The organism is Streptomyces sp. NPDC020299 (assembly GCF_044387825.1).
GTDB lineage: Bacteria > Actinomycetota > Actinomycetes > Streptomycetales > Streptomycetaceae > Streptomyces.
The window spans coordinates 327,395-351,211 of sequence record NZ_JBIRWL010000006.1; the positions used below are offsets into that span (position 1 = coordinate 327,395).

Here is a 23,817-nt window from a genome sequence, read left to right on the forward strand (position 1 = left end):
AGCGGGTTAGCCTTGCCGCCCGTGACCGCAACATTGATCTGGATCCTCGTCGCGCTCGTCGCGATCGGCCTGTACCTGAGCTGGACCGCGGGCCGGCTGGACCGGCTGCACGCGCGCATCGACGCCGCACGTGCCGCGCTCGACGCCCAGTTGCTCCGCCGGGCCTCCGTGACCCAGGAACTGGCCACCTCCGGGGTGCTGGACCCCGCCGCCTCGATAGTGCTGTACGAGGCCGCGCACGCCGCCCGGCAGGCCGAGGAGGAGCAGCGGGAGGTCGCCGAGAGCGAGCTGAGCCAGGCGCTGCGGGCGGTGTTCGCGGATCCGCAGCAGGTCGAGGCCGTCCGGGAGGCGCCCGGCGGAGAGGAGGCGGCACGCGAGCTCGCCGAGGCCGTACGCCGGGTGCCGATGGCCCGCCGCTTCCACAACGACGCGGTGGGGGCGGCTCGCAGACTGCGGGAGCACCGCAAGGTCCGCTGGTTCCGGCTGGCCGGGCACGCCCCGTTTCCGATGGCCTTCGAGATGGACGACGAGCCGCCGGCGGCACTGGTGGAACGGGTCTCCTGAATCTCAGGGGACCAAAAGGATCCACCGGCTTGCCATTGGCCCTTGCTGTGGCCTGGTCCACTCCCGTTTCCTCTGGGAAGCAGTAATCCTCTTTCCCTTCAGTGAGGTCACCCGTGTCCACCATCGAGAACCAGGCTCCCGAGACCGGCACCGCCCGTGTGAAGCGCGGCATGGCCGAGCAGCTCAAGGGCGGCGTGATCATGGACGTCGTCACGCCGGAGCAGGCGAAGATCGCCGAGGACGCGGGCGCGGTCGCCGTCATGGCCCTGGAGCGGGTCCCCGCCGACATCCGCAAGGACGGCGGCGTGGCCCGCATGTCCGACCCGGACATGATCGAGGGAATCATCGAGGCGGTCTCGATCCCGGTCATGGCCAAGTCCCGCATCGGCCACTTCGTCGAGGCCCAGGTGCTGCAGTCGCTCGGCGTGGACTACATCGACGAGTCCGAGGTCCTCACCCCGGCCGACGAGGTCAACCACTCCGACAAGTGGGCCTTCACCACCCCCTTCGTCTGCGGTGCCACCAACCTGGGCGAGGCCCTGCGCCGCATCGCCGAGGGCGCCGCGATGATCCGCTCCAAGGGTGAGGCCGGCACCGGCAACGTCGTCGAGGCGGTCCGCCACCTCCGCCAGATCAAGAACGAGATCGCCAAGCTGCGCGGCTTCGACAACCACGAGCTGTTCGCCGCCGCCAAGGAGCTGCGCGCCCCGTACGAGCTGGTCAAGGAGGTCGCCGAGCTCGGCAAGCTTCCCGTGGTGCTGTTCTCCGCCGGTGGCGTGGCCACCCCGGCCGACGCCGCGCTGATGCGCCAGCTCGGCGCCGAGGGAGTCTTCGTCGGCTCCGGCATCTTCAAGTCCGGCGACCCGGCCAAGCGCGCCGCCGCCATCGTCAAGGCCACCACCTTCTACGACGACCCGAAGATCATCGCGGACGCGTCCCGCAACCTCGGCGAGGCCATGGTCGGCATCAACTGCGACACCCTCCCCGAGACCGAGCGCTACGCCAACCGGGGCTGGTGATGACCACTCCCGTTGTCGGAGTGCTGGCGCTCCAGGGCGACGTGCGGGAACACCTCGTCGCCCTGGCCGCGGCCGACGCCCTGGCCAGGCCGGTCCGGCGCCCCGAGGAGCTCGCCGAGGTGGACGGCCTGGTCATACCCGGCGGCGAGTCCACCACCATCTCCAAGCTGGCCGTCCTGTTCGGCGTGATGGAGCCCCTCCGCGCGCGCGTGCGAGCCGGAATGCCCGTCTACGGCACCTGCGCGGGCATGATCATGCTCGCCGACAAGATCCTCGACCCGCGCTCGGGCCAGGAGACGATCGGCGGCATCGACATGATCGTGCGCCGCAACGCCTTCGGGCGGCAGAACGAGTCGTTCGAGGCGGCGGTCGACGTACGCGGTATTGACGGCGATCCTGTGGACGGCGTGTTCATCCGCGCCCCCTGGGTCGAGTCCGTGGGCGCCGACGTCGAGGTGCTCGCCGAGCACGACGGCCACATCGTCGCGGTGCGCCAGGGCAACGCGCTGGCCACGTCCTTCCACCCGGAGCTGACGGGCGACCACCGCGTGCACGCCCTCTTCGTCGACATGGTGCGCGCGAACCGGCGGCCGGAGTCCTTGTAGGATCTCAGGCGTTGGTAGACGGGTTACGCGAAGGAGACAGGCAGATGTCCGGCCACTCTAAATGGGCCACGACGAAGCACAAGAAGGCCGTGATCGACGCCAAGCGCGGCAAGCTCTTCGCGAAGCTCATCAAGAACATCGAGGTCGCGGCACGGATGGGCGGCGTCGACCTCGAGGGCAACCCGACGCTCTACGACGCCGTCCAGAAGGCCAAGAAGCAGTCGGTGCCCAACAAGAACATCGACTCCGCCATCAAGCGCGGTGGCGGTCTCGAGGCCGGCGGCGCCGAGTACGAGACGATCATGTACGAGGGTTACGGCCCGAACGGCGTCGCCGTGCTCATCGAGTGCCTCACGGACAACCGCAACCGCGCCGCCTCCGAGGTCCGCGTCGCCATGACCCGCAACGGCGGCTCCATGGCCGACCCGGGCTCGGTGTCGTACCTGTTCAACCGCAAGGGCGTCGTCATCGTCCCCAAGGGCGAGCTGAGCGAGGACGACGTGCTCGGCGCCGTCCTGGACGCGGGCGCCGAGGAGGTCAACGACCTCGGCGAGAACTTCGAGGTGATCAGCGAGGCCACCGACCTGGTCGCGGTCCGCACCGCGCTGCAGGACACCGGCATCGACTACGACTCCGCCGAGGCCAACTTCGTCCCGACCATGCAGGTCGAGCTGGACGAGGAGGGCGCCAAGAAGATCTTCAAGCTGATCGACGCCCTCGAGGACAGCGACGACGTGCAGAACGTCTTCGCCAACTTCGACGTGAGCGACGAGGTCATGGAGAAGGTCGACGCGTAACGCTGCCGCGAGTTGAGCGCCACTCGGCGGGCCGGGGGACACGTCCCACCGGCCCGCCGCTGTTGTCAGTGGCAGCGACTAGCCTGGCGCCATCCGTGGATCACCATCCACGCACGGCAAAGAGGGGAGGGGCGCGGTGCGCGTACTGGGGGTGGACCCCGGGCTGACCCGGTGTGGTGTCGGCGTCGTCGAGGGGGTAGCGGGGCGCCCGCTCACCATGCTGGGCGTCGGCGTCGTACGGACGCCCGCGGACGCCGAGCTGGGACACCGCCTCGTCGCCATCGAGCAGGGCATCGAGCAGTGGCTGGACGAGCACCGGCCCGGATACGTGGCCGTCGAGCGGGTGTTCAGCCAGCACAACGTCCGTACCGTGATGGGCACCGCCCAGGCCAGCGCCGTCGCCATGCTCTGCGCCGCCCGCCGGGGCATCCCCGTCGCCCTGCACACCCCCAGCGAGGTCAAGGCCGCTGTCACCGGCAGCGGACGCGCCGACAAGGCCCAGGTCGGTGCCATGGTCACCCGCCTGCTCCGGCTCGACGCGCCGCCCAAGCCGGCCGACGCCGCCGACGCCCTCGCGCTCGCCATCTGCCACATCTGGCGCGCCCCCGCGCAGAACCGGCTCCAGCAGGCCGTCGCCCTGCACGCAGCCAAAGCACCGACACTGAAAGGCCGTACGGGATGATCGCCTTCGTGAGCGGACCGGTCGCCGCCCTCGCCCCCGACTCCGCCGTGGTCGAAGTGGGCGGCATCGGCATCGCCGTCCAGTGCAGCCCGAACACCCTTTCGGGGCTGCGGATGGGCCAGCAGGCCAAACTGGCCACCTCCCTGGTCGTCCGCGAGGACTCCCTGACCCTGTACGGCTTCGCCGACGACGACGAGCGCCAGGTCTTCGAGCTGCTCCAGACCGCCAGTGGCGTCGGCCCGAGACTCGCCCAGGCGATGCTGGCGGTGCACACGCCGGACGCGCTGCGCAGGGCCGTCGCCACCGCTGACGAGAAGGCCCTCATCGCCGTCCCCGGCATCGGCAAGAAGGGCGCCCAGAAGCTGCTGCTGGAGCTGAAGGACCGCCTCGGCGAACCGATCGGCGCCCCCGCGGTGGGCACGCCCGTCACCCAGGGCTGGCGCGACCAGCTGCACGCGGCACTCATCGGCCTCGGATACGCCACCCGCGAGGCCGACGAGGCGGTGACCGCCGTGGCCCCGCAGGCCGAGGCCGCGGGCGGCACGCCCCAGGTGGGCCAGCTGCTCAAGGCCGCCCTGCAGACCCTCAACCGCGCCCGCTGACCGACCCCACCACCCCGAGGCACACCACATGAACTGGGACGACACGACCGACCCCGCCGCCCCCGAGCGGCTGGTGGGCTCTGTCGCCGACCGTGAGGACCAGGCCGTCGAGGCGGCCCTGCGCCCCAAGGACCTGGGCGAGTTCATCGGCCAGGAGAAGGTCCGCGAGCAGCTCGACCTCGTGCTGCGCGCCGCCCGCGCGCGCGGGGCGACCGCCGACCATGTGCTGCTCTCCGGCGCCCCAGGCCTCGGCAAGACCACCCTCTCGATGATCATCGCCGCCGAGATGGGCGCTCCGATCCGCATCACGTCCGGCCCCGCCATCCAGCACGCCGGCGATCTCGCGGCGATCCTCTCCTCCCTCCAGGAGGGCGAGGTCCTCTTCCTCGACGAGATCCACCGCATGTCCCGGCCCGCCGAGGAGATGCTCTACATGGCCATGGAGGACTTCCGGGTCGACGTCATCGTCGGCAAGGGGCCCGGTGCCACCGCCATCCCGCTCGAACTGCCCCCCTTCACGCTGGTCGGCGCCACCACGCGCGCGGGACTGCTGCCGCCCCCGCTGCGTGACCGCTTCGGCTTCACCGCGCACATGGAGTTCTACGAACCGACCGAACTCGAGCGCGTCGTGCACCGTTCCGCGAGCCTTCTCGACGTCGAGATCGACGCCGACGGAGCGGCCGAGATCGCCGGCCGCTCCCGCGGCACCCCCCGCATCGCCAACCGCCTGCTGCGCCGGGTGCGGGACTACGCGCAGGTCAAGGCCGACGGGCGGATCGTCCGCGAGATCGCCGCGGCGGCCCTCGCGGTGTACGAGGTCGACGCGCGCGGCCTGGACCGGCTCGACCGGGCGGTCCTCCAGGCCCTCCTCAAGCTGTTCGGGGGCGGCCCGGTCGGCCTGTCCACGCTCGCCGTCGCGGTGGGGGAGGAGCGGGAGACAGTGGAAGAGGTCGCCGAGCCCTTCCTCGTACGCGAGGGCCTGCTCGCCCGCACCCCGCGCGGGCGGGTCGCCACGCCCGCCGCATGGGCGCATCTCGGCCTCACCCCGCCCGGCTCGGCGGCCGGGGGCACATCTGGTGGAACCGGACAACAGGACCTGTTCGGGGCGTGACGCGCGGTCATCGGCGCGGTCATCACCTCGGTCATCGGCGGGGGCATTGGCCGGGGGAGGAACCCAGGTGCCATGCTGAACGTTGTTCCATGTGCGCGGACTCGCTTAGACTCCGCCGATGCCGCCTTCGCGGGCGGCGCCAACCACACCCCCAAAGACCAGGCCGCTCTCCGTCGCGGTCGCGCGAAGGAAATCCCGTCCCGTGAATACCTTGACCCTTCTCCCGTTCATCGTGCTCATCGCGGCCATGTTCCTGATGACGCGCTCGGCCAAGAAGAAGCAGCAGCAGGCCGCCAGCATGCGGAACGAGATGCAGCCCGGCTCCGGCGTCCGCACGATCGGGGGCATGTACGCGACGGTCAAGGAGGTCAACGACGACACGGTCCTCCTCGACGCCGGCCCGGGTGTCGACCTCCTCTTCGCCAAGAACGCGATCGGCGCCGTCCTGACCGACGACGAGTACAACCGCATCGTCCACGGCATCGAGCACGACCTGAAGTCCGACACCGACGTCGTGCCGGACGACGCCTCCTCCCTCACCGAGACCGACGCCGACGCTGCCGCCGCCTCCGACGACAAGGCCGTCGACCTCGGTAAGAAGGACGTGTCCGAGGAGAAGGCCGACGAGGCCGAGGCCGCCGAGGCCCGGACCGACGAGGCCCGGGACGCCGCGGCGAAGGCGGACGAAGAGCCGAAGAAGACCGGCGGCGACTCCGACGCGAAGTAGTCACGTCCCGGGGAGCACGGCGCGATAGGTTCGCGGCCGGCGCACCCCGGGCGCGTCTGTTTTCCGCAAGGAATCCCGACACCATGTCATGGCCGACCGCGTCCCGACCGGGCGCGGGGCGGCCCGAGAGGGAGTACGAGAAGGTGGCAGCACCTAAGAGGGGCCGGAGCGCGAGTGCCCAGAGCAAGCCAGGGCGCTCGCTGGCCCTCATCCTGATCGCCATCGCGGCGCTCACCGGAGGCATGTTCGCCTCCGGAAACACCACTCCGCGTCTCGGCATCGACCTCGCCGGCGGCACGAGCATCACGCTCAAGGCGAAGGCCGACCAGGGATCCGCGATCAACCAGGCCAACATGAACACCGCGGTCGACATCATGAACCGCCGTGTCAACGGCCTGGGCGTCTCCGAGGCGGAGGTGCAGACCCAGGGGAAAGACCACATCATCGTCAACATCCCCAAGGGCACCAACTCCAAGGAGGCCCAGCAGCAGGTCGGCACCACCGCCAAGCTGTACTTCCGCCCGGTCCTCGCCAGCGAGCCCAGCGGCGGCGCCGCCGCCTCGCCGAGCCCGTCGCCGAGCGCGTCATCCAGCGGCAGCGGTTCGCCGAGCCCCTCGAGCAGCGCCTCCTCCAAGGAGAAGGCGTCCTCGTCCTCCTCCGCGTCCCCGACCGCCACCGCCACCTCGCAGGGCCGCGCGGTCAGCGACGCCCTGAAGGCCGACGCCACGCCGTCGTCCTCGGCCTCCGCGAAGTCCTCGGCCTCCCCGAGCCCCTCCGCCTCGGCGAGCTCCTCGGGCAGCGCCACCGACAAGGCGGCCAAGACGGCCGCCAACCTCCAGGCCCAGTACACGGCCCTGGACTGCTCCAAGGCCGCCGACCGGGCCGAGGCCGGCACGAGCGCCAAGCCCGGTGAGTCGACCGTGGCCTGCGGCCAGATCCGAAAGGTCTGGTACAAGTACCTGCTCGGCCCGGCCGCCGTGGACGGCACCGACGTGAAGAAGGCCAACGCGGGCTTCGACACCCAGGGCGCCGCCGGCTGGCAGGTCCAGATGCAGTTCACCTCCGGCGGGGCGAAGAAGTTCGCGGACATCACCGGCCAGCTCGCCAAGAACCAGGACGTGCAGAAGGAGTTCGCCATCGTCCTGGACGGCAATGTCGTCTCCAGCCCGAACGTGGACCAGGCCATCACCGGTGGCCAGGCGCAGATCACCGGCAGCTTCACCCAGCAGGAGGCGCAGAGCCTCTCGAACATGCTGTCGTACGGCGCTCTGCCGCTGTCCTTCAAGGAGGACACCGTCACCACGGTGACCGCCGCGCTCGGCGGGCAGCAGCTGCACGCCGGTCTGCTCGCCGGCGCCATCGGCCTCGGCCTGGTCGTGATCTACCTGATCGCCTACTACCGCGGGCTGTCGCTCGTGGCCATGGCCTCACTGCTGGTCTCCGCGGCCCTCACCTACGTGATCATGTCGCTGCTCGGCCCGGCCATCAACTTCGCGCTGAACCTGCCGGCCGTCTGCGGTGCCATCGTCGCCATCGGTATCACCGCGGACTCGTTCATCGTGTATTTCGAACGCATCCGCGACGAGATCCGCGAGGGCCGCAGCCTGCGTCCCGCCGTCGAGCGGGCCTGGCCGCGCGCCCGGCGCACCATCCTGGTCTCCGACTTCGTGTCGTTCCTCGCCGCCGCGGTGCTGTTCATCGTGACCGTCGGCAAGGTCCAGGGCTTCGCGTTCACGCTCGGCCTGACCACCGTGCTCGACGTGGTCGTCGTCTTCTTCTTCACCAAGCCGCTGATGACACTGCTCGCCCGCCGCAAGTTCTTCGCCGACGGCCACAAGTGGTCCGGCCTCGACCCGAAGAGCCTGGGTGCCAAGCCGCCGCTGCGCCGCACCCGCCGTCCCGCCGGTCCTGCCGCCGGCTCCGTCGACCCGAAGGAGGCGTGAGCGATGTCGAAACTCGGCAACCTCGGCGCGCGACTGCACCGCGGCGAGATCAGCTACGACTTCGTCGGCAAGCGCAAGATCTGGTACGGCGTCTCGATCCTGATCACCATCACGGCCATCGTCGGCCTGGCGGTGCGCGGCCTGAACATGGGCATCGAGTTCCAGGGCGGAGCGGTCTTCACGACCCCCACCAAGATGAGCACCTCGGTGGCCAAGGCGGAGGAGTACGCGCAGGACGCCGCCGGCCACGAGGCGGTCGTGCAGAAGCTCGGCAACGGCAGCCTGCGCATCCAGATCGCCGGCATCGACACCGACAAGTCCGACCAGATCAAGCAGACGCTGGCCAAGGACCTGAACCTCGACCCCGACAAGCTGGCCGCCGACCTGGTCGGCCCCAGCTGGGGCGAGCAGATCGCCAACAAGGCCTGGGAGGGCCTGGGGATCTTCATGGTCCTCGTGGTGATCTACCTGGCGATCGCCTTCGAGTGGCGCATGGCGATCGCGGCCCTCGTCGCACTGATCCACGACATCACGATCACGACCGGTATCTACGCCCTCGTCGGCTTCGAGGTCACGCCCGGTACGGTCATCGGTCTGCTGACCATCCTCGGTTACTCGCTCTACGACACGGTCGTCGTCTTCGACAGCCTCAAGGAGCAGACGAAGGACATCACCAAGCAGACCCGCTTCACCTACAGCGACATCGCCAACCAGTCGATCAATGGCACCCTGGTGCGTTCGATCAACACCACGGTGGTCGCGCTGCTGCCGGTCGCGGGCCTGCTGTTCATCGGTGGCGGCTTCCTCGGCGCGGGCACGCTCAACGACATCTCGCTGTCGCTGTTCGTCGGTCTCGCCGCCGGTGCCTACTCGTCGATCTTCATCGCCACGCCGCTCGTCGCCGACCTCAAGGAGGCGGAGCCGCAGATGAAGGCCCTCAGGAAGCGCGTCCTCGCCAAGCGGTCCCAGGCCGCCGTCGAGGAGGAGCTCGCCGGGCCCCGGTCCACCGCCGCCGACGAGCCCGACGATGATGCCGCCGCGGCCGTCGTGGGCCCGCGCAACCAGCCCGCGTCCCGCAGCCGGGGCCGGGGCCGCCCCTCGGGGAAGCGCCGATGACCGACATCGAGGAACTGCTGCTCAGCCGCATCCGGGACGTCGAGGACTACCCGGAGCAGGGCGTGATGTTCAAGGACATCACCCCGCTCCTGGCGGACCCGGCAGCGTTCACCGCGCTGACCGACGCGCTGGCGGAGACCGCCGAGCGCACCGGCGCCACCAAGATCGTCGGGCTGGAGGCCCGCGGCTTCATCCTGGGCGCCCCGGTGGCCGTCCGGGCGGGGCTCGGCTTCATCCCCGTACGCAAGGCGGGCAAGCTGCCCGGGGCCACGCTCCGGCAGTCGTACGACCTGGAGTACGGGTCGGCCGAGATCGAGGTGCACGCGGAGGATCTGGTCAGCGGTGACCGCATCCTCATCGTGGACGACGTCCTCGCCACGGGGGGTACCGCCGAGGCGGCCATCCAGCTCATTCACCGCGCGGGCGCCGAGGTCGCGGGCGTGGCGGTGCTGATGGAGCTGGGCTTCCTCGCGGGGCGTCCCCGGCTGGAGGCCGCGCTGCGGGGAGCTCCGCTGGAGGCGTTGCTGCGGGTCTGAGCCACGCTGATCACCGAGGCCGTCCTGGAGTTTCCGGGGCGGCCTCGGCTGCGCCTTCGGCCGGTTCTGTTCCCACCCGCACCGCCCGTGCGAATCGGTCGTCGGGTGCGGGTGGCCCTTGTGGTCCGTCCTCGCCGTCGGCGGCTTGCGGGTGGGGAGCTGTGGGTGGGGGCGTCGGGCGTGCGGCTGGGGAACTGGGGGACCCGTGAGACAACCCGGGGCGACCCGTGGGACACCCCCGTGACACCCGGTGGCCGTCCTGGCGGAATCCGGCGGGAGCGGGTCGTGTTTCAGCAGTAGACCGTCCTCACATCGGTCTGAAGGCGAAGCCGGAGCCCAGGATCGCTACCATGGGGTTTCCGGAGCCTGACCGGGGGACCCGGATCGCGCACGAGGAGCCCTCTTGCCAGACGAGGCCCAGCCACTGACCGCCGCCAAGCCCGAGTCCGCCTCGGCGTCCGCGGCCAAGCCCGCGCCGAACGCGCCCCACGCGAAGAACGACACCCGCGGGCCGGTCGAGCATGCCCAGTCCGCGCCCGTGGAGAAGTCGGCCGAGACCGTGCGTCCCAAGCCGGCCCCGCCCGAGCGTGCCGCGCACTCCCCGGCAGCCCGTCCGTCCACCGGACAGCCCGCGCGCTCCGGCTCCTCCAACCGCGTCCGTGCCCGCCTCGCCCGGCTGGGCGTACAGCGCGCCAACCCCTACAACCCGGTCCTGGAGCCCTTGCTGCGTATAGTCCGCAGCAACGACCCCAAGATCGAGAACGCCACCCTGCGCCAGATCGAGCGCGCCTACCAGGTCGCCGAGCGCTGGCACCGCGGCCAGAAGCGCAAGAGCGGCGACCCGTACATCACGCACCCGCTCGCGGTCACCACCATCCTCGCCGAGCTGGGGATGGACCCGGCCACCCTGATGGCCGGCCTGCTGCACGACACCGTCGAGGACACCGAGTACGGCCTCGACCAGCTGCGCCGCGACTTCGGCGACACCGTCGCCCTCCTCGTCGACGGCGTCACCAAGCTGGACAAGGTCAAGTTCGGCGAGGCCGCGCAGGCCGAGACCGTGCGCAAGATGGTCGTCGCCATGGCCAAGGACCCGCGCGTCCTGGTCATCAAGCTCGCCGACCGCCTGCACAACATGCGCACCATGCGCTACCTCAAGCGCGAGAAGCAGGAGAAGAAGGCGCGCGAGACGCTGGAGATCTACGCTCCGCTCGCCCACCGGCTCGGCATGAACACCATCAAGTGGGAGCTGGAGGACCTCGCGTTCGCGATCCTCTATCCCAAGATGTACGACGAGATCGTGCGGCTCGTCGCCGAGCGCGCGCCCAAGCGCGACGAGTACCTGGCCATAGTGACCGACGAGGTCCAGGCCGACCTGCGCGCCGCCCGCATCAAGGCGACCGTCACCGGCCGCCCGAAGCACTACTACAGCGTCTACCAGAAGATGATCGTGCGAGGCCGCGACTTCGCCGAGATCTACGACCTGGTGGGCATCCGCGTCCTCGTCGACACCGTGCGCGACTGCTACGCGGCCCTGGGCACGGTGCACGCGCGCTGGAACCCGGTCCCCGGCCGGTTCAAGGACTACATCGCGATGCCCAAGTTCAACATGTACCAGTCGCTGCACACGACGGTCATCGGGCCCAACGGCAAACCGGTCGAACTCCAGATCCGTACGTTCGACATGCACCGCCGCGCCGAGTACGGCATCGCCGCGCACTGGAAGTACAAGCAGGAGGCCGTCGCCGGTGCCTCCAAGATCCGCACCGACGTGCCCAAGGCCGGCAAGAAGGACGACCACCTCAACGACATGGCGTGGCTGCGCCAGCTGCTGGACTGGCAGAAGGAGACGGAGGACCCGGGCGAGTTCCTGGAGTCGCTGCGCTTCGACCTGTCCCGCAACGAGGTCTTCGTCTTCACCCCCAAGGGCGACGTCATCGCGCTCCCGGCCGGGGCCACCCCGGTCGACTTCGCGTACGCGGTGCACACCGAGGTCGGCCACCGCACCATAGGGGCGCGGGTCAACGGCCGCCTCGTACCGCTCGAGTCCACCCTGGACAACGGCGACCTGGTCGAGGTCTTCACCTCCAAGGCAGCCGGCGCGGGCCCCTCCCGCGACTGGCTCGGCTTCGTGAAGTCGCCGCGCGCCCGCAACAAGATCCGGGCCTGGTTCTCCAAGGAGCGGCGCGACGAGGCGATCGAGCAGGGCAAGGACGCCATCGTCCGCGCCATGCGCAAGCAGAACCTGCCGATCCAGCGCATCCTCACAGGTGACTCGCTCGTCACCCTCGCGCACGAGATGCGCTACCCGGACATCTCCGCGCTGTACGCGGCGATCGGCGAGGGCCATGTCTCCGCGCAGAACGTGGTGCAGAAGCTCGTCTCCGCGCTCGGCGGCGAGGAGGCGGCCACCGAGGAGATCGACGAGGCGGTCCCGCCGTCCCGCGGACGCGGCCGCAAGCGCCGCTCCAGCGCCGACCCGGGTGTCGTCGTCAAGGGCGTCGAGGACGTGTGGGTCAAGCTGGCCCGCTGCTGTACGCCCGTCCCCGGCGACCCGATCATCGGCTTCGTCACGCGCGGTAGCGGCGTATCGGTTCACCGCAGCGACTGCGTCAACGTCGAGTCACTGTCCCGTGAGCCGGAGCGCATCCTCGACGTCGAATGGGCGCCCACCCAGTCCTCGGTGTTCCTGGTCGCCATCCAGGTCGAGGCCCTGGACCGCTCCCGCCTGCTGTCGGACGTCACCCGCGTCCTGTCCGACCAGCACGTCAACATCCTCTCCGCGGCCGTCCAGACCTCCCGCGACCGCGTGGCCACCTCCCGCTTCACCTTCGAGATGGGCGACCCCAAGCACCTCGGGCACGTCCTGAAGGCGGTACGGGGCGTGGAGGGCGTGTACGACGTGTACCGCGTCACCTCGGCGCGCAACCGGTCCTGACGCGCGGATAAAGCCCCCGGGCACCACGAGAGGGCCCCGTACGACGTCGTACGGGGCCCTCACGCGCGCGTTAGAGGCTCGTCAGCCGCCGAACTCCTGCAGACCCTTCAGCGCCTGGTCCAGGAGCGCCTGGCGGCCCTCCAGCTCCCTCTCGAGCTTGTCGGCCTTGGACGAGTTGCCCTGGGCGCGGGCCTGCTCGATCTGGCCCCGCAGCTTGTCCACGGCGGCCTGGAGCTGGCCGGTGAGCCCCTCGGCACGCGCGCGTGCCTCCGGGTTCGTCCGGCGCCACTCGGCCTCCTCGGCCTCCTGGAGCGCCCGGTCGACGGTGTGCATCCGGCCCTCGACCTTGGGCCGCGCGTCGCGCGGCACATGGCCGACGGCCTCCCAGCGCTCGTTGATCGAGCGGAAGGCGGCCCGGGCGGCCTTGAGGTCCGTGATCGGCAGGAGCTTCTCGGCCTCCTCGGCCAGCTCCTCCTTCAGCTTCAGGTTCTCCGACTGCTCCGCGTCCCGCTCGGCGAACACCGAGCTGCGGGCGGCGAAGAACACGTCCTGGGCACCGCGGAAGCGGTTCCACAGGTCGTCCTCGTGCTCGCGCTGGGCGCGGCCCGCGGCCTTCCAGTCCGCCATCAGCTCGCGGTAGCGGGCCGCCGTCGGCCCCCAGTCCGTCGAACCGGACAGCGCCTCGGCCTCGGCGACCAGCTTCTCCTTGGTCTTGCGGGCCTCCTCGCGCTGTGCGTCCAGCTGCGCGAAGTGCGCCTTGCGCCGCTTGGAGAACGCCGAGCGGGCGTGCGAGAAGCGGTGCCACAGCTCGTCGTCCGACTTGCGGTCGAGCCGCGGCAGACCCTTCCAGGTGTCCACCAGGGCACGCAGCCGCTCACCGGCCGCCCGCCACTGGTCGGACTGCGCCAGCTGCTCCGCCTCGGTGACCAGGTCCTCCTTGGCCTTGCGGGCCTCGTCGGACTGCTTGGCCCGCTGCGCCTTGCGCTCCTCACGCCGCGCTTCGACCGTCTCCACGAGCTTGTCGAGGCGGCCCCGCAGAGCAGCCAGGTCACCGACCGCGTGGTGCGCTTCGACCTGCTCCCGGAGGTGGTCGATGGCGGTCTGCGCGTCCTTCGCCGACAGGTCGGTGGTCTGCACTCGCTTCTCGAGGAGGCCGATCTCGACAACCAGGCCCTCGTACTTGCGCTCGAAGTAGGCAAGCGCCTCCTCAGGGGAGCCCGCCGCCCAGGAACCGACGACCTGCTCGCCGTCGGCCGTACGCACGTACACGGTCCCCGTCTCGTCGACGCGGCCCCACGGGTCGCTGCTCACAGCGCCTCCTCCACATGATGCCTGCGGGGGGCCTGAAGCTCCCCCGGGCATCGTCCACAGTTTCGTCACGGCCAACATAGGCGACCAGCGGGTGGCCTGTCCGCATCCAGCGCGACCGAAATTCCGCTGGCCGCCGCCTTGGTCGTCAGGACTTCGTGACCGTCGCCTTGTTGATCACGACCGTCGCGTTCGGAGCGCCGTCACCCTGGCCCGTGCTCTCACCCGCGGCGGCGATCTTCTTCAGCACCTTCAGTCCCGCCGCGTCGACGGTACCGAACGGTGTGTAGCTGGGCGGCAGCTGACTGTCCTGGTAGACCAGGAAGAACTGGCTGCCACCGGTGTGCTTCTGCCCGGTGTTCGCCATCGCGATCGTGCCCGTCGGGTAGACGTTGGCCTTCAGGCTTTTGTCCTTGAGGTTCTCGTCGGGAATCGTGTACCCGGGACCGCCGCTGCCCGTGCCCGTCGGGTCGCCGCACTGCAGCACGTAGATGCCGTTGGTGGTGAGCCGGTGGCACTTGGTGTGGTCGAAGTAGCCCTTGCCCGCGAGGAAGTCGAACGAGTTCACGGTGTGCGGGGCCGCCGACGACTTGAGCGCGATGTCGATGTCGCCGCAGGTCGTCGCCAGTTTCATCGTGTACTTCGCCGACTTGTCGATGGTCATCGCCGGCTCCTTCTTCCAGCTCAGCTTCTCCACGGCGCCCTTGTCCGGCTTCTCGCACGGGTCCGGGGCCTTGCTGGGGGCGGCCGAGGCGCTGGGCGTGACCTTCGAACCGGCGTTGCTCGCCTTGTCGTCGTCGTTCTTCAGCACCCCGGTCGTGTACAGCGCGACACTGCCGATCACGACCACGCCGAGCACCGACGCGATCACGGAGTTGCGCATGCGTGCCTTGCGCCGCGCGCTGGTGCGCCGCTGCTGCTGCCGCAAGAACTTCTCCCGGGCGAGCTGACGCCGCCGCTGCTCCTGGCTGACCACCGGGTTCTCTCCTCATGCGTGTCGTGTTGCCGACCGGATACGCGCGCGTCCTGTGAGCCGACGGCAGCGTGTAGCCCCGTACCGTATATGGGTTCGCTGAGGAAACGGCAGCGCCGGTAGGCTTCGAGGGCAGTTGTAGCCGCCTGTAGCCGACACAACGAAGGACGATCGTGCTCATTGCCGGGTTCCCCGCCGGGGCCTGGGGGACGAACTGTTATCTCGTCGCCCCCGCCGCCGGTGAGGAGTGCGTGATCATCGACCCGGGCCACCAGGCCGCCGCCGGAGTCGAGGAAGCGCTGAAGAAGCATCGGCTCAAGCCCGTCGCCGTCGTCCTCACCCACGGACACATCGACCACGTGGCCTCGGTCGTCCCGGTGTGCGGCGCGCACGACGTACCGGCGTGGATCCACCCCGAGGACCGGTTCATGATGAGCGACCCCGAGAAGGCGCTCGGCCGTTCCATCGGCATGCCGCTCATGGGCGAGCTGACGGTCGGGGAACCGGACGACGTCAAGGAGCTGACCGACGGCGTCAAGCTGGAGCTGGCGGGTCTGGAGCTCTCCGTGGCACACGCCCCGGGCCATACCAAGGGGTCGGTGACCTTCGGCCTGCCCGAGGCGGCGGACATCCCGCCCATCCTCTTCTCGGGCGACCTGCTGTTCGCCGGCTCCATCGGACGCACCGACTTCCCCGGTGGCTCCATGGACGACATGCTCGAGTCCCTGGCCCGCGTGGTCCTGCCGCTCGACGACTCCACCGTGGTGCTGCCCGGTCACAACGACTACACGACCATCGGCCAGGAGCGCGCCACCAACCCGTATCTGCGGCAGGTGGCCGCCGGCCCGGGAGCGGACTCAGGACCCTCCGCTCCCCGACGAGGAATGTGACGAGAGACTTCCCGTGAGTACCTTCCAGGCCCCCAAGGGCACCTACGACCTCATTCCGCCGGACTCCGCGAAGTACCTGGCGGTCCGCGAGGCCATCGCCGCGCCGCTGCGCGACTCCGGCTACGGCTACATCGAGACGCCCGGCTTCGAGAACGTCGAACTCTTCGCGCGCGGTGTCGGCGAGTCGACCGACATCGTGACCAAGGAGATGTACGCCTTCGAGACCAAGGGCGGCGACCGGCTGGCCCTGCGCCCCGAGGGCACGGCCTCCGTGCTGCGGGCCGCGCTGGAGGCCAACCTGCACAAGGCGGGCAACCTGCCGGTCAAGCTCTGGTACTCCGGCTCGTACTACCGCTACGAGCGCCCGCAGAAGGGCCGCTACAGGCACTTCTCGCAGGTCGGCGCGGAGGCCATCGGGGCCGAGGACCCGGCGCTGGACGCCGAGCTGATCATCCTGGCCGACCAGGCGTACCGCTCGCTGGGGCTCAGGAACTTCCGCATCCTGCTGAACTCGCTCGGCGACAAGGAGTGCCGGCCGGTGTACCGGGCCGCGCTGCAGGACTTCCTGCGCGGCCTGGACCTCGACGAGGACACCCTGCGCCGCTCCGAGATCAACCCGCTGCGCGTCCTGGACGACAAGCGGGAGTCGGTCCAGAAGCAGCTCGGGGACGCGCCGCTGCTGCGTGACTATCTGTGCGACGCGTGCAAGGCGTACCACGAGGAGGTGCGCGAGCTGATCAGTGCGGCGGGCGTGGCCTTCGAGGACGACCCGAAGCTGGTGCGCGGCCTGGACTACTACACCCGCACCACCTTCGAGTTCGTGCACGACGGCCTGGGCTCCCAGTCCGCGGTGGGCGGCGGCGGCCGCTACGACGGGCTGTCCGAGATGATCGGCGGGCCCGCGCTGCCCTCGGTGGGCTGGGCCCTCGGCGTCGACCGTACGGTACTGGCCCTCGAGGCGGAGGGCGTCGAGCTCGACCTTCCCTCGGCGACCAGCGTCTTCGCGGTGCCGCTCGGGGAGGAGGCCCGGCGGGTGCTGTTCGCCAAGGTCACCGAGCTGCGCAAGGTCGGCATCGCGGCGGACTTCTCGTACGGCGCGAAGGGGCTGAAGGGGGCCATGAAGAACGCCAACCGCAGCGGCGCGCGCTACACGCTCGTCGCCGGGGAACGCGACCTCGCCGAGGGCGTTGTCCAGCTCAAGGACATGGAGTCCGGCGAGCAGACGGCGATCGGCGTCAACGAGATCGTGGCCGAACTGGAGTCACGACTGAGCTGACCCCCGACGGGGGCTCGGGTCAGTCGAGGAGGCCGTGCCGCATCGCCGAGGTGACCGCGGCGGTGCGGTCGTCCACGCCCAGCTTGCCGAAGACCCGCAGCAGATGCGTCTTCACCGTCGACTCACCGATGAACAGGTGCCGCCCGATCTCGGCGTTGGTGCAGCCCTCGGCGACCAGGCGCAGTACCGCCGTCTCCCGGGAGGACAGGCGTGGGCGTTCCGGCTTGGCGCGGAGCTGGTCCACCAGGCGGGCCGCCACCGAGGGGGCCAGCACCGTTTCGCCGCGCGCGGCGGCGCGTACCGCCTCGGCCAGCCGGCCCCGGGGGAGGTCCTTGAGGAGATAGCCCGCGGCCCCGGCCTCGACCGCGCGCAGGATGTCGCGGTCCGTCTCGTACGTCGTGAGGACGATCACCCGGCAGGGCAGCCCGGCCTCGCTCATCCGCTCGATCGAGTCGACCCCGTCACCGCCCGGCATCCGCAGGTCCATCAGCACGATGTCGGGCCGCAGCTCGGCGGCCAGGGCCTCCGCCTGCGGCCCGCTGGTGGCGTCGGCGACGACCTCCAGGTCGGGCTCGGCGCTGAGCATCGCGCGCAGGCCCTCCCGGACGACGGGGTGGTCGTCGGCCAGGACGATCCGGATCACGGGGTGTCACTCCTCACGGTGGCGAGGACGGGCAGGCGTACGGTCACCGTCGTGCCGTCGCCCGGCGCGCTGCGGACCGAGGCGGTCCCGCCCACCTCGGCGGCCCGGGCCCGCAGCCCCGCCAGACCGTATCCGGCGCGGGCGGCGGCCGGGTCGAAGCCGTGGCCGTCGTCGTGGACGCGGACGGTGAGCGCCGCGTCGGCGTATGTCAGTTCGATGGCGACCGCCGCCGACGCTCCCGCATGCCGGCGGGCGTTCGTCAGGGCCTCCTGGCAGGAGCGCAGGGCGACCACCTCGGGGCCGGCGGGCAGCGGTCGTACCGGACCGGTCACCTCCACGGTCGCCGCGTGCCGCGCGGCGAGCCGGCGCAGTGCGTCGGGCAGCGAGGCCCCGTCGAGGTCGGCCGGTGCGCCCCCGGCCACGAGGGCCCGGGCCTCGGCGAGGTTCTGGCGGGCCGTGGCGTCCATCAGCGCCAGATGGCGGCGGGCCTGCGGGAGGTCGTCGTCCAGCTCGGCCTCGACCGCCTGGACGAGCATCAGCAGGCTGGTGAAGCCCTGCGCGAGGGTGTCGTGGATCTCGCGGGCCATCCGCTCCCGCTCGGCCAGCGCGCCGTGCGCCGCCGACAGCCGGGCGATCTCGTGCCGGCTGGCGTCCAGCTCGGCGATCAGCTCGGCCCGCTCCCCGCTCTGCTCGATGATCCGGATGATCCAGCCGCCGATCACCACGGAGAACACGAGGGTGACCCCGGCGAACACCGCGTTGGCGAACAGGTCCTGGCCGTCCGGCCGCCACAGCAGTGCCCAGCCCGCCACCGGCACCAGGTTGATGACGGTCACCGCCACCAGCGCCTGCCGCGCCCTGAGCGTCATGAAGCACTGGGGGACGAGCGCGAACGCCATCAGCCGCGTCTCGCCGACCAGGACCGCGGACGGCAGGAACAGGGCGATGGCCACTCCGAGGTAGTGCAGCGTCCGCCGCTCCTCCGGCGGGTCCTCCTGGACCAGCACGCGGCCCACCACGGCGTACCAGGGCACCAGCGGGACGAGCAGCCCGGCGGCGACCGCGCGGACGGGCCACCCGGGATGTCTCGCGGCGAGCACGAAGGCGAGGGTGGCCACCCAGGCGACCGCGAAGTACAGGTCCCAGAGACGGATCGAGCGGTCCCAGGCGTGCGCGTCCCGGGCCGAGCCCGGATGTGTCATCCGGTGCGCCGGTCCCGCCAGCGGAAGGTCAGCAGACACAGCGCCAATCCTGCGGCGCACCAGGCGGCGAGCACCAGCGCGATCCGCCCGAACTCCCAGCTGCCGGCCTGCTCCAGCACCCGCGCGGAGTCGGGCAGGAACACCCCGCGCAGCCCCTGGCACAGCCACTTCAGCGGGAACAGGGCGCCGACGTCCAGCATCCAGCCGGGGATCGTGGCGACGGAGATGTACACCCCGGAGATGAACTGGAGCACCAGGAACGGCAGCACGACGACCGAGCTGGCGCTCTGCGCGGACCGGGGCACCGAGCTGATGGCGATGCCGAGCAGCGCGCACGCGGTCAGCCCGAGCACGAAGATCCACCCGAAGTCGAACCAGCGGCCCGGGTCCGACGGGAGGTCGACGCCGTACAGGGTGGTGCCGACGAGCAGCAGGATCACCGTCTCCACCACACCGGTGAACAGAACCAGCCAGATCTTCCCCAGGAAGTACGCCGCCGGCGGCATAGGTGTGCCGCGCAGCCGGCGCAGCGCCTTCTGGTCCCGTTCCACGGCGATCGAGATGCCCAGCGACTGGAAGCTCGTCGACATGATCCCGGAGGCCATCATCGCGGGGACGTACAGCTGGGAGGCGGTGACGCCGCTGCCACGGACGTCGTCGTGGAAGATCGACGCGAACAGGAACAGGAAGACGACGGGGAAGGCGAAGGTGAACACCACCTGGTCGCGCTGCCGGAAGAACTGCCTGATCTCCAGCGCGCCGCGGCTGAGGCCGAGGGTCCAGGCCGTCATCGGGTGGCCTCCTGTCCGGTCAGCCGGAGGTAGACGTCCTCCAGCGTGGGGCGGCTCACCGCCAGGCCCGGGATCTCGCCGTCGAAGCGCTCCATGAGCGCCGCGACCGTCTTCGTCGGGGTGTCCGTGTGCTCCGCGCGCGCGGAGCCGTCGGGATCCGTCCAGGTCACCGTGGCGCCGGTGCCGTAACGTCCGCGCAGCTCGCCGGGCTCGCCCTCGGCGACGACCCGGCCCCTGGCGACCACCGCGAGCCGGTCCGCGAGGGCCTCGGCCTCCTCCAGGTAGTGCGTGGTGAGCACGATCGTCGTGCCCTCGTCGGCGAGCAGCCGGATCAGGTCCCAGAACTGGCGGCGGGCCGCCGGGTCGAAGCCGGTCGTCGGCTCGTCCAGGAGCAGCAGCTCGGGGCCGCCGATCACGCCGAGCGCCACGTCGAGGCGGCGGCGCTGACCGCCCGAGAGGGCCTTGATCCGGCTGTCGGCCTTGGCCGACAAACCAACCATGTCGATGACCTGCTCCGGGTCGCGGGGGCGGCGGTAGTAGCGGGCGAAGTGCCGCACCGTCTCGCGGACCGTCAACTCGGCGGGTGCCGATTCGTCCTGCCAGACGATCCCTACACAGGATCGCCACGCGCGCGTGGCGGTCGCCGGATCCACCCCCAGGACCGAGACCTCGCCCGCGTCCCGGGTGCGGTTGCCCTGGAGGATCTCCACCGTCGTGCTCTTGCCCGCGCCATTGGGCCCGAGCAGGCCGAACACCTCCCCGCGCCGGATGCCCAGATCGATGCCGTCCACCGCGGTCACGTCCCCGTACTGCTTGCGCAGCCCCCGTACGTGCACCGCGAATTCGTTCGCGTGTGCTGTCATGCCCCCGATCTTCGGCCGGAACCGAACGCTCCGGGACGACCGTGCGTACCTCCTTATGTCCACCGAACGGTGGACACAGCCCGCGTGCGGCACAATGACCGTGCCCGAAGAAGGTCCACCCCACTCAGTGACGGATCGGCGTGATGAGCAAGACGACAGTCAAGGACGTCTCCACGGAGCCCGGGCCGGACGAGGCCGACGCCGTGCCGCGCACGGTGGGGGGCAGCCGGGCGTTCGCCCTGCTGCTGATGATCACCGGCGCGGCCGGACTGCTCGCCGCGTGGGTCATCACGATCGACAAGTTCAAGATCCTCGAGGCCAAGGCCGCGGGCAAGACCTTCACCCCCAGCTGCAGCCTCAACCCGGTCGTCTCCTGCGGCAGCGTCATGGAGAGCAAGCAGGCCGCCGCCTTCGGGTTCCCCAATCCGATGCTCGGCCTGGTCTGCTACGGCATCGTCATCTGCGTCGGCATGAGCCTGCTCGCCCGGGCCCGCTTCCCGCGCTGGTACTGGCTCACCTTCAACTTCGGCACGCTCTTCGGCGTGGCCTTCTGCACCTGGCTCCAGTTCCAGTCGCTGTACCGGATCAACGCGCTGTGCCTGTGGTGCTCGCTGGCCTGGGTCGCCACGATCACGATGTTCTGGTACGTGACGTCGTTCAACATCCGCAACGACTTCCTGCCCGCCCCGCGCTGGCTGAAGGGCTTCTTCGACGAGTTCACCTGGGTGCTGCCGGTGCTGCACGTCGGCATCATCGGCATGCTGGTCCTGACCCGCTGGTGGGACTTCTGGACCAGCTGACAGCCCTGAGGGGATTGTCAGTGGGGTGACTTAGGGTTTCTTGCGTGGAACCCGACCTGTTCACCGCCGCAGCAGAAGAACGCCAGGAGAAGGACCCCGCCGCGAGTCCCCTGGCGGTGCGCATGCGCCCGCGCACCCTCGACGAGGTGGTGGGCCAGCAGCACCTGCTCAAACCCGGCTCGCCCCTGCGCCGGCTGGTCGGCGAGGGCGCGGGCGGGCCCGCCGGACCGTCCTCGGTGATCCTCTGGGGCCCGCCCGGCACCGGCAAGACGACCCTGGCGTACGTCGTCTCCAAGGCCACCAACAAGCGCTTCGTGGAGCTGTCGGCCATCACCGCGGGCGTCAAGGAGGTCCGCGCGGTCATCGACGGCGCGCGCCGGGCCACCGGCGGGTTCGGCAAGGAGACCGTCCTCTTCCTGGACGAGATCCACCGCTTCAGCAAGGCCCAGCAGGACTCCCTGCTCCCCGCGGTCGAGAACCGCTGGGTGACCCTGATCGCGGCCACCACCGAGAACCCGTACTTCTCCGTGATCTCCCCGTTGCTGTCCCGCTCCCTGCTGCTCACCCTCGAACCCCTCACCGACGTCGATCTGCGCGGTCTCGTCCAGCGGGCCCTGACCGACGAGCGCGGTCTGGGAGGCGCCGTCACCCTCCCCGAGGACACCGAGGACCACCTGCTGCGCATCGCCGGCGGCGACGCCCGCCGCGCCCTGACCGCCCTGGAGGCCGCCGCGGGGGCCGCGCTCGACAAGGGTGAGACGGACATCGCCCTGGCGACGCTGGAGGAGACGGTCGACCGGGCGGCGGTGAAGTACGACCGCGACGGCGACCAGCACTACGACGTCGCCAGCGCCCTCATCAAGTCCATCCGGGGATCGGACGTCGATGCCGCGCTGCACTACCTGGCCCGGATGATCGAGGCCGGCGAGGACCCCCGCTTCATCGCCCGCCGCCTGATGATCTCCGCCAGCGAGGACATCGGCCTGGCCGATCCGAACGCCCTGCCGATCGCGGTCGCCGCCGCCCAGGCCGTCGCCATGATCGGCTTCCCCGAGGCCGCCCTCACCCTCAGCCACGCCACCATCGCCCTCGCCCTGGCCCCCAAGTCCAACGCCGCGACCACCGCGATAGGCGCCGCCCTGGACGACGTACGCAAGGGACTGGCCGGCCCGGTGCCGGCGCACCTGCGGGACGGGCACTACAAGGGCGCGGCCAAGCTCGGACACGCGCAGGGGTACGTGTACCCGCACGACCTGCCCGAGGGCATCGCCGAGCAGCAGTACGCGCCGGACGCCATCAAGGAACGCGAGTACTACACGCCGAGCAGGCACGGAGCCGAGGCGAGGTACGCCGACGCCGTCGAGTGGACCCGCAAGCACCTCGGTCGCAAGCGGTCCTGAGCGCCCTGTAGACTGCCTCGAAGTGCTGAGTCCCGTGCCGTCAGAGCGGGACAGCCAGCCGGAGCCCCGGTCCTTCGCGGACCGGCTCCAGGAGCGTCGCGCACCGTCGAACGGTGTCGCGGGCAGCCCACCACCACCCGGAATTCCGGGATCGGCCGGTGGGCCACTCGCGTGCTGCACGTATGTGCCCAGACCAGGGGAGCGGCTGCCCGCCCCGTCCGTCAGGACGAGGAGGGTTTCCCCGGCTGCGGATGCGACCTCCCTCGACACTGACAAGCCGGAAATTCAGAAAAGAGACTAAAGACAGTGGCGAACCAGTCCCGCCCCAAGGTCAAGAAGTCGCGTGCGCTCGGCATCGCGCTGACCCCGAAGGCCGTCAAGTACTTCGAGGCCCGCCCCTACCCGCCGGGTGAGCACGGCCGTGGCCGCAAGCAGAACTCGGACTACAAGGTCCGTCTGCTCGAGAAGCAGCGTCTGCGCGCGCAGTACGACGTGTCCGAGCGTCAGCTCGTCCGCGCCTACGAGCGTGCCTCCAAGGTCCAGGGCAAGACCGGTGAGGCCCTGATCATCGAGCTCGAGCGCCGTCTCGACGCGCTGGTCCTGCGTTCGGGCATCGCCCGCACCATCTACCAGGCCCGTCAGATGGTCGTCCACGGCCACATCCAGGTCAACGGCCAGAAGGTCGACAAGCCGTCCTTCCGCGTGCGCCCGGACGACGTCGTCCAGGTCCGTGACCGCTCCAAGGACAAGACGCTCTTCCAGATCGCCCGTGAGGGTGGCTTCGCCCCCGACGGCGAGACCCCCCGCTACCTGCAGGTGAACCTCCGCGCCCTGGCCTTCCGCCTGGACCGCGAGCCGAACCGCAAGGAAGTTCCGGTCATCTGCGACGAGCAGCTCGTCGTCGAGTACTACGCCCGCTGATCACCGGCCGGGTGTAGCACCTCAGCGTCAGCCCGCCGTCTCCCCGCCCTCCGGGCGGGCGAGGCGGCGGGCTTTCGTCATGGCCCACCTTGCCTCTTCGCGATTGTCCC

The 23,817-nt window shown here is 70.5% G+C and carries 23 protein-coding genes; 17 read left to right on the forward strand and 6 right to left on the reverse strand.

What is annotated here, in order from left to right; genetic code table 11:
* Positions 1-21: 21 nt before the first annotated feature.
* The 12 genes from ACH45E_RS18325 to ACH45E_RS18380 all read left to right on the forward strand — a co-directional run bounded on the left by ACH45E_RS18325 (position 22) and on the right by ACH45E_RS18380 (position 12,640).
* Positions 22-564, forward strand: a complete 543-nt coding sequence (locus ACH45E_RS18325; RefSeq protein ID WP_361441079.1) for a hypothetical protein — start codon at positions 22-24, stop codon at positions 562-564.
* A 113-nt stretch (positions 565-677) separates the two neighbouring features.
* A complete protein-coding gene (gene pdxS, locus ACH45E_RS18330; protein WP_361441082.1) occupies positions 678-1,583 on the forward strand; it encodes a pyridoxal 5'-phosphate synthase lyase subunit PdxS in 906 nt (301 codons plus the stop codon).
* The gene (gene pdxT, locus ACH45E_RS18335; protein WP_361441085.1) at positions 1,583-2,188 is read left to right on the forward strand and encodes a pyridoxal 5'-phosphate synthase glutaminase subunit PdxT; all 606 of its coding nucleotides are present in this window, start codon (positions 1,583-1,585) and stop codon (positions 2,186-2,188) included. The genes pdxS and pdxT overlap by 1 nt, the downstream gene beginning before the upstream one ends.
* A gap of 44 nt (positions 2,189-2,232) precedes the next feature.
* Positions 2,233-2,985 (forward strand): YebC/PmpR family DNA-binding transcriptional regulator, encoded by a 753-nt coding sequence (locus tag ACH45E_RS18340; RefSeq protein WP_361441088.1) that lies wholly within the window; start codon positions 2,233-2,235, stop codon positions 2,983-2,985.
* Between the two features lie 136 nt (positions 2,986-3,121).
* On the forward strand, positions 3,122-3,667 hold the full coding sequence (ruvC, locus tag ACH45E_RS18345) for a crossover junction endodeoxyribonuclease RuvC (protein ID WP_361441091.1): 546 nt from the start codon (positions 3,122-3,124) through the stop codon (positions 3,665-3,667).
* Entirely contained in the window at positions 3,664-4,269 is a 606-nt protein-coding gene (gene ruvA / locus ACH45E_RS18350) for a Holliday junction branch migration protein RuvA (protein ID WP_361441094.1), read from the forward strand. Before ruvC ends, ruvA begins: the two co-directional genes overlap by 4 nt.
* A gap of 28 nt (positions 4,270-4,297) precedes the next feature.
* Positions 4,298-5,380, forward strand: coding sequence for a Holliday junction branch migration DNA helicase RuvB (ruvB, locus tag ACH45E_RS18355; protein ID WP_361441097.1), 1,083 nt, complete (start codon positions 4,298-4,300; stop codon positions 5,378-5,380).
* Positions 5,381-5,582: 202 nt separating this feature from the next.
* Positions 5,583-6,107, forward strand: coding sequence for a preprotein translocase subunit YajC (gene yajC, locus ACH45E_RS18360; protein WP_361441100.1), 525 nt, complete (start codon positions 5,583-5,585; stop codon positions 6,105-6,107).
* 143 nt (positions 6,108-6,250) lie between these two features.
* Positions 6,251-8,050: a protein translocase subunit SecD gene (gene secD, locus ACH45E_RS18365; RefSeq protein WP_361441103.1), complete on the forward strand. Its 1,800-nt coding sequence runs from the start codon at positions 6,251-6,253 to the stop codon at positions 8,048-8,050.
* A 3-nt stretch (positions 8,051-8,053) separates the two neighbouring features.
* Positions 8,054-9,166 carry a protein translocase subunit SecF gene (gene secF / locus ACH45E_RS18370; RefSeq protein WP_361441106.1) on the forward strand — a complete coding sequence of 371 codons (1,113 nt, stop codon included), beginning with the start codon at positions 8,054-8,056 and terminating at the stop codon, positions 9,164-9,166.
* Entirely contained in the window at positions 9,163-9,702 is a 540-nt protein-coding gene (locus tag ACH45E_RS18375) for an adenine phosphoribosyltransferase (protein WP_361441109.1), read from the forward strand. Before secF ends, ACH45E_RS18375 begins: the two co-directional genes overlap by 4 nt.
* A gap of 403 nt (positions 9,703-10,105) precedes the next feature.
* Complete coding sequence (locus ACH45E_RS18380; RefSeq protein WP_361441112.1) at positions 10,106-12,640, forward strand: bifunctional (p)ppGpp synthetase/guanosine-3',5'-bis(diphosphate) 3'-pyrophosphohydrolase; 2,535 nt, start codon at positions 10,106-10,108, stop codon at positions 12,638-12,640.
* Between the two features lie 81 nt (positions 12,641-12,721).
* Here the strand turns inward: ACH45E_RS18380 and ACH45E_RS18385 are convergent, their stop codons facing one another.
* Positions 12,722-13,951, reverse strand: a complete 1,230-nt coding sequence (locus ACH45E_RS18385) for a DUF349 domain-containing protein (protein ID WP_361441115.1) — start codon at positions 13,949-13,951, stop codon at positions 12,722-12,724.
* A 145-nt stretch (positions 13,952-14,096) separates the two neighbouring features.
* A complete protein-coding gene (locus tag ACH45E_RS18390; protein ID WP_361441119.1) occupies positions 14,097-14,924 on the reverse strand; it encodes a peptidylprolyl isomerase in 828 nt (275 codons plus the stop codon).
* A 170-nt stretch (positions 14,925-15,094) separates the two neighbouring features.
* Between ACH45E_RS18390 and ACH45E_RS18395 the strand changes: the two genes are divergently transcribed.
* Both ACH45E_RS18395 and hisS read left to right on the forward strand, forming a co-directional pair.
* Entirely contained in the window at positions 15,095-15,811 is a 717-nt protein-coding gene (locus ACH45E_RS18395; RefSeq protein WP_361441122.1) for an MBL fold metallo-hydrolase, read from the forward strand.
* Positions 15,812-15,824: 13 nt separating this feature from the next.
* Positions 15,825-17,087 carry a histidine--tRNA ligase gene (gene hisS, locus ACH45E_RS18400; protein ID WP_361441125.1) on the forward strand — a complete coding sequence of 421 codons (1,263 nt, stop codon included), beginning with the start codon at positions 15,825-15,827 and terminating at the stop codon, positions 17,085-17,087.
* Between the two features lie 19 nt (positions 17,088-17,106).
* Here the strand turns inward: hisS and ACH45E_RS18405 are convergent, their stop codons facing one another.
* Genes ACH45E_RS18405 through ACH45E_RS18420 form a run of 4 tightly spaced genes read right to left on the reverse strand, consistent with a single transcriptional unit; the run spans position 17,107 to position 20,586 of the window.
* Positions 17,107-17,730, reverse strand: coding sequence for a response regulator transcription factor (locus tag ACH45E_RS18405; RefSeq protein ID WP_361441128.1), 624 nt, complete (start codon positions 17,728-17,730; stop codon positions 17,107-17,109).
* Complete coding sequence (locus tag ACH45E_RS18410; RefSeq protein WP_361441486.1) at positions 17,727-18,932, reverse strand: sensor histidine kinase; 1,206 nt, start codon at positions 18,930-18,932, stop codon at positions 17,727-17,729. The genes ACH45E_RS18405 and ACH45E_RS18410 overlap by 4 nt, the downstream gene beginning before the upstream one ends.
* Entirely contained in the window at positions 18,929-19,723 is a 795-nt protein-coding gene (locus tag ACH45E_RS18415) for an ABC transporter permease (protein WP_361441131.1), read from the reverse strand. The genes ACH45E_RS18410 and ACH45E_RS18415 overlap by 4 nt, the downstream gene beginning before the upstream one ends.
* Entirely contained in the window at positions 19,720-20,586 is an 867-nt protein-coding gene (locus ACH45E_RS18420; RefSeq protein WP_361441134.1) for an ABC transporter ATP-binding protein, read from the reverse strand. Before ACH45E_RS18420 ends, ACH45E_RS18415 begins: the two co-directional genes overlap by 4 nt.
* Before the next feature lie 143 nt (positions 20,587-20,729).
* On the opposite strand from ACH45E_RS18420, the gene ACH45E_RS18425 reads away from it, so the two are divergent.
* From ACH45E_RS18425 to rpsD, 3 genes are all read left to right on the forward strand, one after another.
* Positions 20,730-21,386 (forward strand): vitamin K epoxide reductase family protein, encoded by a 657-nt coding sequence (locus tag ACH45E_RS18425; RefSeq protein ID WP_361441137.1) that lies wholly within the window; start codon positions 20,730-20,732, stop codon positions 21,384-21,386.
* A 44-nt stretch (positions 21,387-21,430) separates the two neighbouring features.
* Positions 21,431-22,786 carry a replication-associated recombination protein A gene (locus tag ACH45E_RS18430; RefSeq protein ID WP_361441140.1) on the forward strand — a complete coding sequence of 452 codons (1,356 nt, stop codon included), beginning with the start codon at positions 21,431-21,433 and terminating at the stop codon, positions 22,784-22,786.
* A gap of 306 nt (positions 22,787-23,092) precedes the next feature.
* Positions 23,093-23,707: a 30S ribosomal protein S4 gene (rpsD, locus tag ACH45E_RS18435; RefSeq protein WP_361441143.1), complete on the forward strand. Its 615-nt coding sequence runs from the start codon at positions 23,093-23,095 to the stop codon at positions 23,705-23,707.
* The last annotated feature ends 110 nt before the right edge of the window (positions 23,708-23,817 follow it).

What these genes read in the sequence shown, in the direction of transcription:
- pdxT (WP_361441085.1), top strand. Translation starts at nt 1,583, where the DNA reads ATGACCACTCCCGTTGTCGGAGTGCTGGCGCTCCAGGGCGACGTGCGG.
- ACH45E_RS18340 (WP_361441088.1), top strand. Translation starts at nt 2,233, where the DNA reads ATGTCCGGCCACTCTAAATGGGCCACGACGAAGCACAAGAAGGCCGTG.
- ruvA (WP_361441094.1), top strand. Translation starts at nt 3,664, where the DNA reads ATGATCGCCTTCGTGAGCGGACCGGTCGCCGCCCTCGCCCCCGACTCC.
- ruvB (WP_361441097.1), top strand. Translation starts at nt 4,298, where the DNA reads ATGAACTGGGACGACACGACCGACCCCGCCGCCCCCGAGCGGCTGGTG.
- secF (WP_361441106.1), top strand. Translation starts at nt 8,054, where the DNA reads ATGTCGAAACTCGGCAACCTCGGCGCGCGACTGCACCGCGGCGAGATC.
- ACH45E_RS18375 (WP_361441109.1), top strand. Translation starts at nt 9,163, where the DNA reads ATGACCGACATCGAGGAACTGCTGCTCAGCCGCATCCGGGACGTCGAG.
- ACH45E_RS18410 (WP_361441486.1), bottom strand. Translation starts at nt 18,932, where the DNA reads ATGACACATCCGGGCTCGGCCCGGGACGCGCACGCCTGGGACCGCTCG.
- ACH45E_RS18415 (WP_361441131.1), bottom strand. Translation starts at nt 19,723, where the DNA reads ATGACGGCCTGGACCCTCGGCCTCAGCCGCGGCGCGCTGGAGATCAGG.
- ACH45E_RS18420 (WP_361441134.1), bottom strand. Translation starts at nt 20,586, where the DNA reads ATGACAGCACACGCGAACGAATTCGCGGTGCACGTACGGGGGCTGCGC.
- ACH45E_RS18425 (WP_361441137.1), top strand. Translation starts at nt 20,730, where the DNA reads ATGAGCAAGACGACAGTCAAGGACGTCTCCACGGAGCCCGGGCCGGAC.